Source organism: Methylobacterium dankookense (assembly GCF_902141855.1).
Taxonomy (GTDB): domain Bacteria; phylum Pseudomonadota; class Alphaproteobacteria; order Rhizobiales; family Beijerinckiaceae; genus Methylobacterium; species Methylobacterium dankookense.
In genome coordinates, this window is the sequence record NZ_CABFVH010000090.1 from 1 (window position 1) to 8,384 (window position 8,384).

Here is an 8,384-nt window from a genome sequence, read left to right on the forward strand (position 1 = left end):
GCCACCCCGCGGGAGAGCCCGCCTGCTACAGCGCTGTGAAGGGCGCGCAGGCGGGCTCTCCCGCTACCAGCGAGCTACACCACCATCAGGGACACGACCCGATGTAGCCCGGCCGGTTGTCGCCGAACTCGCCGTAGAGCTTCCTCGCCCGATCGCAGAAGGTCGTTCCACCGAAGGCGCGATCACCCGCGGCCCGGGTCTCCTGGACGATGCGCTCCCGCAGATAGGCGCGCACCCTGGCGACGTCCGTGGGCTTGCCGCGCGTCTCTCAGACCGCGAATTGGCGCTTTAGCGATTTCCATTCGAGGCCGGCGCGCGGCGTCGCCTTGATCTCGGGGCACTTGTTGGAGGAACACGCCCAGCTCGATGATGTTGCGCGCCTCGCCACGCTGCCCGGCGCCGACCGCGCCGCCTAGGAGCTCGTGGCCCTCGGCGTCGAAGTCGATGAACTGGGCGTGGGCGGGCCCGGCGGAGAGAAGGGCCAGGCCGAGGAGAAGGGCACGCATGGATTTCGCTCTTTCGCTACGCGGTCATCCGCACGGGGATGCCGAGCTCCCAGCACGTGATTGGTTCTGGTGACGTTTTCACTCGGGGCAGGTGCCGCTGATCTTGCCGGTCGGCCGGCTGTCAGATCCGTTACGCTCACGATGGCGTCCGGCTCCTTGAAGCCGGTCTCGCCGTAGGCTTCGCGACAGGGCGACGCGGAACGCCGTGCTTGCGGCCTCGAGGCGCCCTTTCCCTTAGGCCCTACCATCCCGGCCCACGCCAGGATCACGCGGCAATGAGCGGTTGCCCTTCCCGGAAGCCGTCCATGATCGTCCGGATTTGCATCAGGATCTCCGGTGTCAGCGTCGCCCGGATCTTCGGCATGTTCGTGCCATAAAAGAACGGGACCTCGAGCACCGGGATACCGCGGGCCTCACATGCTGCCTCGAAGTGAGCGACTGAGCGCCGAAAGCCCTGATCCCCCAGCCCTGAGAGTAGGACCAAACCAACGCGCTTAATGACGGCCTCGTGCGAGAAGATGTGTTCGACGTGCGCAGCAATGGCATGATCCGGCACAGCCGCACGTAGCACAGCCTTGTTGGCGACCGCGTTCTTAATGGTGATGGGCAGAGCATCCGCATAAATAATTGGAGATGCCCGCTTCTCCACGCAGAGAGCTTTTAGGCTATGAGCCATAAGTCCGGCTGCGGACCCTACGATACTGTAGGAATGATTCCAGAAACCGCAGCTAGGATGTTCGCGGAAGTCGTAGCCTCCGAGCCCGCTGACCTCTGCTTCATTTGATGAGGGTTCTCGACCAACTACCATGATGAGTGGAAAGCTCCGCTCGCAGGTTTGGTCGAAACAGCAAAGAGCAGGATGAGGGGCGTGCATACCAATATGTCCGCGCAGTAGCTCGGCGTCGAGCAGGCATCCCAGGAGGGCATCTGCGGGCTTCATTGGTCAATAGCCAAGGCGTTACGTGTCAATCGGCGTCCACTTGGCAGCGGCCCTCACTCGGTTTACCTCCAGAGAGCCCCGATGATCGTGAGGTGCGCCGTGCTGGAGTGGGATGGCGTCCTGAGTCAGAGTGTCTCGACCGACGGTGCCTTGTTTGCGCCGGCCGTTGCTCGGAACAAGGGACTGATCCTCGACGTGCTGCGTCGCGTCCTTCCGGACGCCGGTCTCGTTTTGGAGGTTGCGAGCGGCTCAGGTGAGCACGTTGTGCACTTCGGCTCTGCGCTGCCCAACCTACGCTGGCAGCCGAGCGATCCAGATCCCAGAGCCCTCAGGAGTATCGAAGCGCATAAGCAGGCCTCTGACCTGCCGAACATCCTACCGCCTGTGCCGCTCGATGTATGCACGGAGAATTGGCCTGTTCTGCCGGCTGAGGCGGTGCTCGCTATCAACATGGTCCACATCGCACCTTGGTCAGCTACCGAGGGGCTGATGGCTGGCACTGGCCGAGTCCTGCCCGAAGGCGGTCTGCTGTTTCTCTACGGCCCCTTCAGAGTGGCTGGTGCGCACGTTGCCCAGAGCAACGCCGCGTTCGACGAAGATCTGCGGGCGCGCGATCCCGCCTGGGGAGTGCGCGACATCGAGGCGGTTTCGGACGCTGCCCTGGCGCAAGGTTTGCGCCTCGTGGAGTGTGCATCAATGCCTGCGAATAATTTTAGCTTAGTCTACCGGAAAAATAGCCGCGGCGATCTCTGACCACGTGCTAGATACCACAGTCCAGGCCGCCATTCAATAAGCTGATCCCGATGTTTCTATATGAAAACTAGCGAACGAGGCGCGACTGCTCTTGTTAATCTAACTTTGCGACGATCGGCAACCGGTGCAGACACTGATCTTTGGTGAAGGCCTTCAGAAACTTGGCGTAGTTCTCGGCTTCATCTCGGACTAGACCCTGAACGAGGATCTCTGCACCTTATGCGACCGCGTGGGTTCCGTCTCGCGGTGATCTCAGCTAAATTTCCCGCATGGTTTATCTTCCTGTCAGGTTGGATTCCCTTACTGAGCCGCGCCGCAGGCAGCAGTTCACGCCTGAAATGTAGCGAACGCCGTCAGCAGCCGAATTTCGCGATCGAATCGCTTCCAGCAGCCGGGCCGCCTCGTAGGCCAGGAAGCGGCTGAAGGACCGCTCCCGTAGCGACCCGTAGAGGATCAGGAAGCGCGGAGCGTGGGTGAACGGCTGCGCCACCTGCAGTTGCCCGCTGGTCGGCACCTCAAAGTGGACCTCGCATAGGTTCGGGAGGCCGTCACGGGCGGATGGGGCAGGCGGCAGGGGCTTGTCCACGGATGAGCTTTCATCTACTTTTCAACGAACGTTGATACGTTGACGGATTGATGGACGAACGACAAGCCCTCTTGGCCTTCGCGGCCCTAGGTCAGGAGCATCGCCTACGGGTGGTGCGTGCCCTGGTGACGGCCGGTCCGGATGGCCTGGCCGCCGGTGTGCTCGCCGAGACGATCGGCATCGCCGGCAACAACCTGTCCTTCCACTTGAAGGAGCTATCCCACGCCGGGCTGATCACCTCCCGGCGCGAGGGCAAGTCGGTGATCTACAGCGCCGCCTACGCTGGCCTGTCCGACCTCATCGCCTTCCTGATGCGCGACTGCTGCCAGGGACACCCGCAGGTCTGCACTCCAGCCGTCGCCGCGCTCGCTGCCTGCGCCTGCCCTACCGGAGACACTGCCCATGCCTGAGCCGTTCGATGTCGTGATCTATCACAACCCGGCCTGCGGCACGTCGCGGAACAGCCTGGCGATGATCTGCAACGCCGGCATCGAGCCGCACGTGGTCGAGTATCTGAGGACGCCGCCGAACCGGGCGCTGATCAAGCAGCTGCTCGCCCGTGCCGGCATGTCGGTGCGCGACGCGCTCCGAGAGAAGGGGACACCTTACGCTGAACTTGGTCTTGATGATCCGGGTCTGACCGATGGGCAGCTCCTCGACGCGATCGAGGCGCATCCGATCCTGCTCAACCGCCCGCTCGTGGCGAGCCCAAAGGGCGTGCGCCTGTGCCGGCCGTCCGAGGCGGTGCTCGATCTCCTGCCGGCGCAGCAGGACGAATTTGTGAAGGAGGATGGCGATCGCGTCGTCGACGAGCACGGCCGCCGCGTCGCCACCGCCTGAGGACATCATGAGCACCTTCGAGCGCTACCTGACCGTCTGGGTCGCCCTCTGCATCGTGGCCGGCATCGCGCTCGGCCACGTCATGCCCGGCTTCTTCCACGCCGTCGGGTCGGCCGAGATCGCCAAGGTGAACCTGCCGGTCGCAGTGCTGATCTGGCTCATGGTCATCCCCATGCTGCTCAAGATCGACTTCGCCTCGCTGCGCCACGTCGGCCGGCACTGGCGCGGCATCGGCGTCACCCTGTTCATCAACTGGGCAGTAAAGCCGTTCTCGATGGCGCTGCTCGGCTGGCTCTTCGTGGGCTACCTGTTCCGGCCCTACCTGCCCGCCGACCAGATCGACAGCTACATCGCCGGGCTCATCATCCTGGCCGCCGCGCCCTGCACCGCGATGGTGTTCGTATGGTCGAACCTGACCCGCGGCGAGCCGCACTTCACCCTGAGCCAGGTGGCGCTGAACGACACCATCATGGTGGTGGCCTTCGCGCCCATCGTCGGCCTGCTGCTCGGACTCTCGGCCATTACGGTGCCCTGGGGCACGCTGGTGCTGTCGGTGGTCCTCTACATCGTCATCCCGGTCTTGATCGCGCAGGTCGTCCGGCACAGCCTGCTGACCTCCGGCGGTCAGCCTGCCCTCGACCGGCTCCTCGCCAAGCTGGGCCCGGTCTCCCTGGTGGCTCTGCTTGCCACCCTGGTGCTGCTGTTCGGCTTCCAGGGCGAGCAGATCCTGGCCCAGCCGGCGGTCATAGGCCTGCTCGCGGTCCCTATCCTCATCCAGGTCTACCTGAACTCCGGGTTGGCCTACCTCCTGAACCGTGCGGCCGGCGAGCAGCACTGCGTTGCCGGTCCCTCGGCGCTGATCGGGGCCTCGAACTTCTTCGAGCTGGCGGTCGCTGCCGCGATCAGCCTGTTCGGGTTCAATTCCGGTGCGGCACTCGCCACAGTGGTCGGCGTGCTGATCGAGGTGCCGGTGATGCTGAGCGTCGTCTGGATCGTGAACCGCTCCAAGGGCTGGTATGAGGGCGGGGCGAACCGTCGAGGTGCCGCGCTCAAGCCTGCCTCCCGTGAGATCTGATCCGGGCGGCCGTAGCCGTCTGACCGTCATCAGTGCCCTGGGCGTAGTTGAAATCCTCGCCTGGGGCTCCTCGTTCTACCTACCAGCTGTGCTCGCCGGACCGGTCGCCGAGGATACCGGCTGGCCGCTGTCGTGGGTGGTCGGTGGCCTATCCCTCGGCCTGGTCGTCGCCGCGATGGCTTCGCCGCACGTCGGTGCAGCTATTCACCGCCACGGCGGAAGGCCGGTGCTGGCGCTCGCCGCGCTGCTTCTGGCAGCAGGCCTCACCACCCTGGCGCTCGCGTCGGTCTTGCCGGTCTACCTGGCCGGCTGGCTGCTGCTCGGCCTCGGCATGGGCTGCGGCCTCTATGACCCGGCTTTCGCTACGCTTGGCCGCCTCTACGGCGCCGACGCGCGCCTAGCGATCACCACTCTGACCCTGTGGGGCGGGTTCGCTAGCACCGTGTGCTGGCCGCTGTCGGCGTTCCTGGTGGAGCAGGTGGGCTGGCGGGGCGCGTGCCTGGCCTATGCCGGCCTGCACCTCGCTCTCACCCTGCCGCTGGTGCTGCTCCTGATCCCGCCGGCCCCGGTGCTCCCGGCAGCGTCGGACAGCAACACAGGGACCGCCGGCTCGCTGTCGTCACGGGAGCGAGGGGCCTTTCTGCTGTTCGCTGGCGTGCTCGTGCTCGGCGGCGCGATCATGGCCATGGTGTCGGTGCATCTGATCACCCTGCTGCAGGCACGCGGCGTGGCGCTTGCCTCGGCTGTCTCCTATGGCGCCCTGATCGGCCCCGCCCAGGTCGGCGCACGCATCGTGGAGATGGCGTTCAAAGGCCGGCACCATCCGCTATGGACGCTGACGGTGGCGTTCGGCCTCGTCGCTCTTGGCCTAGTGCTGCTCGCCTGCGGCGTGCCAGGCGTTGGGGCCTGGCTGGTGCTCTACGGCGGCGGCAACGGGATCTATTCGATCGCGCGCGGGACAGTGCCGCTCGCGCTGTTCGGACCGGTGCGCTACCCAGCGTTGGTCGGCCGCTTGGCGCGGCCGGGCCTTGTGGCACAGGCTCTAGCTCCATCAGCCGGCGCAGTCGTGCTCACGCATACCGGTCCCGATGCACTGTGGTGGCTGCTACTTACCCTGGCCGTCGCCAACCTCGGCTTGATCGGAGCATTGTGGCGCGCTCGATAAAGCTGCTGCATTAGCCATCGGGATCCTCCTTGTAACACCACCAAACGGTCGTATGGTCGTGCTACGCCAGCACGAGAACCTCGATGACCACTGCCCCCCGCCCTCTCGTCGCCTACAATCGGGTCTCGACGGACCGGCAGGGTAAGAGCGGGCTCGGGCTTGAGGCCCAGCGGGCGCTGATCGCCTCCTTCGCCCAGGCGAGCGGCTTCGAGATCGTCGAGGAGTTCGAGGAGGTCCAGACCGGCAAGGGGGCTGACGCCCTTGAGCGCCGGCTGCAGCTCGCCGCGGCCCTTGCCGCCGCCCGCAAGCACACCCCTTCTCTCTCCGAATGCCATTTGAGCGGAATTCATTCGGTCACTTGGGGCCTACCGGTGAGAAGGTCCCACAGTTCGCCTAGGCCATTTGGCCGGGTGGACTCCGATTGTGCGATGCAGCATAGACAGTTCGCGGCGCACAAGCTGATTCGGCGCTGTTGAGTTTTGAGGGGCATCATGACCATCCAGCCGAGCTTCGAGATTCCGTCCGAGATGCGCGACTTCGCCGAGAAGAGCGTCGAGCAGGCACGCACTGCGCTTGTCACCTTCGTGCAGAACGCCCGTAAGGCGACCGAGAGCGTGCAGGCGCAGACAAAGACCGCCGAACTGCCCGTCAGCGTCGCTTACGTGCGGGGTCTTGAGCTCTTCGAGCAGAACCTCACTGCCACCTTCGATGTCGCGCAGAAGCTGGTTCGGGCCAACAGCCTGCAGGACGCGCTGCAGATCCAGTCCGACTACGTCCGCACGCAGTTCGCTACCTTGCAGAGCCAGGCGAAGGAACTCGTCAGCGCTACACAGCCTGCCAAGGCTGCCTGATTAGATCGAGCATTCCAGTCCTCTGGGCCTCAGACGAGGTCTAGAGGACCTTTGTAACGTGAGGGCAGCGCAATGGCACGTCGGCGCGACGGACACACTTCAGTGCCACTGAAGGAAGTAGTGCCAGGAGCTACCGAAGGGCACCATAACAACCAGGCTTCGGTGCCGTCGGGCGCACTTCAAGCGCTGCCGACTGCCAGCGATCCAGCCCCCGAAGGCAACGTGCCAGCGTGGCTGGGTGATATGGATCTCGTCCAAGACGAGGTCGCGGTGGGCCTGACGGCCGAGCTGCTCGAGACGACCTCTGTCAGGGCGCTCGACCTCCCTCTGGCTGGCACTCCTGCTGGTAACGCGCTGGCAGCTCCGGAAGTGTCGCACGTTGACGGCAGCGCCGGTGATGCTGACCCAGAGCCTTTTCCGGCTGAGGCATCGGCCTCGGCGAGCGAGCTTGCGGACCTTTATAAATCCGCCGCAGAAGTTGCAGATCAGTCGCTACCAGAAACAACGCTGCCTGTGAGCTTGCACGATGAGCAGCCCCTGCGCGCTGAGATGTTGAGGAGCCGCACCGTGGGCCACACGCCGCGATCGGCTCCGCTGACGATCACGCAAACCGCGTTGCAGATGAACATGACTGCCTGGGCATATGTTCGCAGCGAGAGCGAGGCCGGGCTGGCCTACTTGCAGGCTTTGAGCCAGGCACGAACGCCTATACAGGTCATCGATCTTCAGACCCGTGAGATGACGCGGGCGCTCGAGGCCGCTGTCCGCTTTGGCGATGCATTTGCTGCGCCAACCCGTCAGCTGCTGACTGGCTCAGAACTTCAGCCAAAATCCGCAGCGTAAAGCTCGACCGAAAGCGACGTGACGTGCGCCGCTTCCTCTCCGCAGTCGAGGTAGCGACATGTTCCCGTTCTACACAGCCGCCCTTCTCGGCCTGGAAGCCCAGAAAGTCATTGAGCTGCGGTTGGTCAAGCTCGCCTGGGGCGGTGCCGCGGCACAAGCTGAAGCACAGCTCATGACAGGCGAGAAGGTCCTGGCGGCGACAGAGGCCGCCTACACGCTGATGCACGGCGGCTCAGCCGAAATGGTGATCAGTCGCCTGCGTGAGCACGTTGCTGCCAACACGAAGCGCCTCACCGCAGCTTGACCCAGGAGGCTCGAGCAGACCGCAATTGGAGGAACCGCTCGGTAGGTCAGCGCGGGTGCTGCGGTCTGCTGCGCCAATCCCCATGGGCAAAAGACTCCACCACAAACATCGCGAACTGGCGCGCGGTATAGGTTGGACGCGCCAGCACGTGGAAGCTTGTAAGAACCCGTTCCGTCTCACCTGAGAGTCTGGTCAGGGTTCGGCGCTTGGCTGCTCATCTTGTCCGGCCGGGAGACTGTTTCTGACCCGCTGCTCTCCGTCTGGCCAGAAGTAGTGCCGTCCGCCGCAGGCTGCCCGGAGAGCTGCTGGCGGGTGTCAGCGAGCTTAGGGTCTGTTGTCGCCTGAACGGATTGCGGCTGCTCGCGTTTTCTCTTTTTCGAGCGAGGAGCCGTAATGCTGTCGGACACCCAGTGGGCTGAGTTGGAGCCTCTGATTGAGGAATGCCGGCCCAAGGCCAAGACACCGCCCCAGGAGGTTCGGCGCACGATCTCGGCGATCCTCTGGCGGCATCAGAACGGGGC

11 protein-coding genes and 2 pseudogenes are annotated in these 8,384 nt (G+C 64.5%); 10 read left to right on the top strand and 3 right to left on the bottom strand.

Annotated elements, in window-relative coordinates; all coding sequences use genetic code 11:
• Positions 1-85 precede the first annotated feature (85 nt).
• Entirely contained in the window at positions 86-235 is a 150-nt protein-coding gene (locus tag MTDSW087_RS30535) for a hypothetical protein (RefSeq protein ID WP_186384047.1), read from the bottom strand.
• A gap of 536 nt (positions 236-771) precedes the next feature.
• A complete protein-coding gene (locus MTDSW087_RS29120) occupies positions 772-1,155 on the bottom strand; it encodes a hypothetical protein (protein WP_144769191.1) in 384 nt (127 codons plus the stop codon).
• A gap of 390 nt (positions 1,156-1,545) precedes the next feature.
• Between MTDSW087_RS29120 and MTDSW087_RS29125 the strand changes: the two genes are divergently transcribed.
• Positions 1,546-2,199 (top strand): DUF938 domain-containing protein, encoded by a 654-nt coding sequence (locus MTDSW087_RS29125; protein WP_238179229.1) that lies wholly within the window; start codon positions 1,546-1,548, stop codon positions 2,197-2,199.
• A gap of 376 nt (positions 2,200-2,575) precedes the next feature.
• On the opposite strand, the pseudogene MTDSW087_RS29130 reads toward MTDSW087_RS29125, so the two are convergent.
• Positions 2,576-2,785, bottom strand: a pseudogene (locus tag MTDSW087_RS29130) (arsenical resistance protein ArsH); the annotation flags it as partial.
• A 50-nt stretch (positions 2,786-2,835) separates the two neighbouring features.
• Here MTDSW087_RS29130 and MTDSW087_RS29135 point away from each other — a divergent pair.
• From MTDSW087_RS29135 to MTDSW087_RS29180, 9 genes and pseudogenes are all read left to right on the top strand, one after another.
• Complete coding sequence (locus tag MTDSW087_RS29135) at positions 2,836-3,195, top strand: ArsR/SmtB family transcription factor (RefSeq protein ID WP_144769195.1); 360 nt, start codon at positions 2,836-2,838, stop codon at positions 3,193-3,195.
• Positions 3,188-3,625 carry an arsenate reductase (glutaredoxin) gene (gene arsC / locus MTDSW087_RS29140; protein ID WP_144769197.1) on the top strand — a complete coding sequence of 146 codons (438 nt, stop codon included), beginning with the start codon at positions 3,188-3,190 and terminating at the stop codon, positions 3,623-3,625. The genes MTDSW087_RS29135 and arsC overlap by 8 nt, the downstream gene beginning before the upstream one ends.
• 7 nt (positions 3,626-3,632) lie before the next feature.
• Positions 3,633-4,700: an ACR3 family arsenite efflux transporter gene (gene arsB / locus MTDSW087_RS29145; RefSeq protein ID WP_144769199.1), complete on the top strand. Its 1,068-nt coding sequence runs from the start codon at positions 3,633-3,635 to the stop codon at positions 4,698-4,700.
• The gene (locus MTDSW087_RS29150) at positions 4,690-5,865 is read left to right on the top strand and encodes an MFS transporter (RefSeq protein WP_144769201.1); all 1,176 of its coding nucleotides are present in this window, start codon (positions 4,690-4,692) and stop codon (positions 5,863-5,865) included. The genes arsB and MTDSW087_RS29150 overlap by 11 nt, the downstream gene beginning before the upstream one ends.
• Positions 5,866-5,948: 83 nt before the next feature.
• A complete protein-coding gene (locus tag MTDSW087_RS31550) occupies positions 5,949-6,341 on the top strand; it encodes a recombinase family protein (RefSeq protein ID WP_144769203.1) in 393 nt (130 codons plus the stop codon).
• A gap of 15 nt (positions 6,342-6,356) precedes the next feature.
• Positions 6,357-6,716 carry a phasin gene (locus tag MTDSW087_RS29160; protein WP_144769205.1) on the top strand — a complete coding sequence of 120 codons (360 nt, stop codon included), beginning with the start codon at positions 6,357-6,359 and terminating at the stop codon, positions 6,714-6,716.
• A gap of 102 nt (positions 6,717-6,818) precedes the next feature.
• Complete coding sequence (locus MTDSW087_RS29165) at positions 6,819-7,559, top strand: hypothetical protein (protein ID WP_144769207.1); 741 nt, start codon at positions 6,819-6,821, stop codon at positions 7,557-7,559.
• Positions 7,560-7,617: 58 nt separating this feature from the next.
• Complete coding sequence (locus tag MTDSW087_RS29170) at positions 7,618-7,863, top strand: hypothetical protein (protein WP_144769208.1); 246 nt, start codon at positions 7,618-7,620, stop codon at positions 7,861-7,863.
• Between the two features lie 393 nt (positions 7,864-8,256).
• A pseudogene (locus MTDSW087_RS29180) lies at positions 8,257-8,384 on the top strand (IS5 family transposase); the annotation flags it as partial.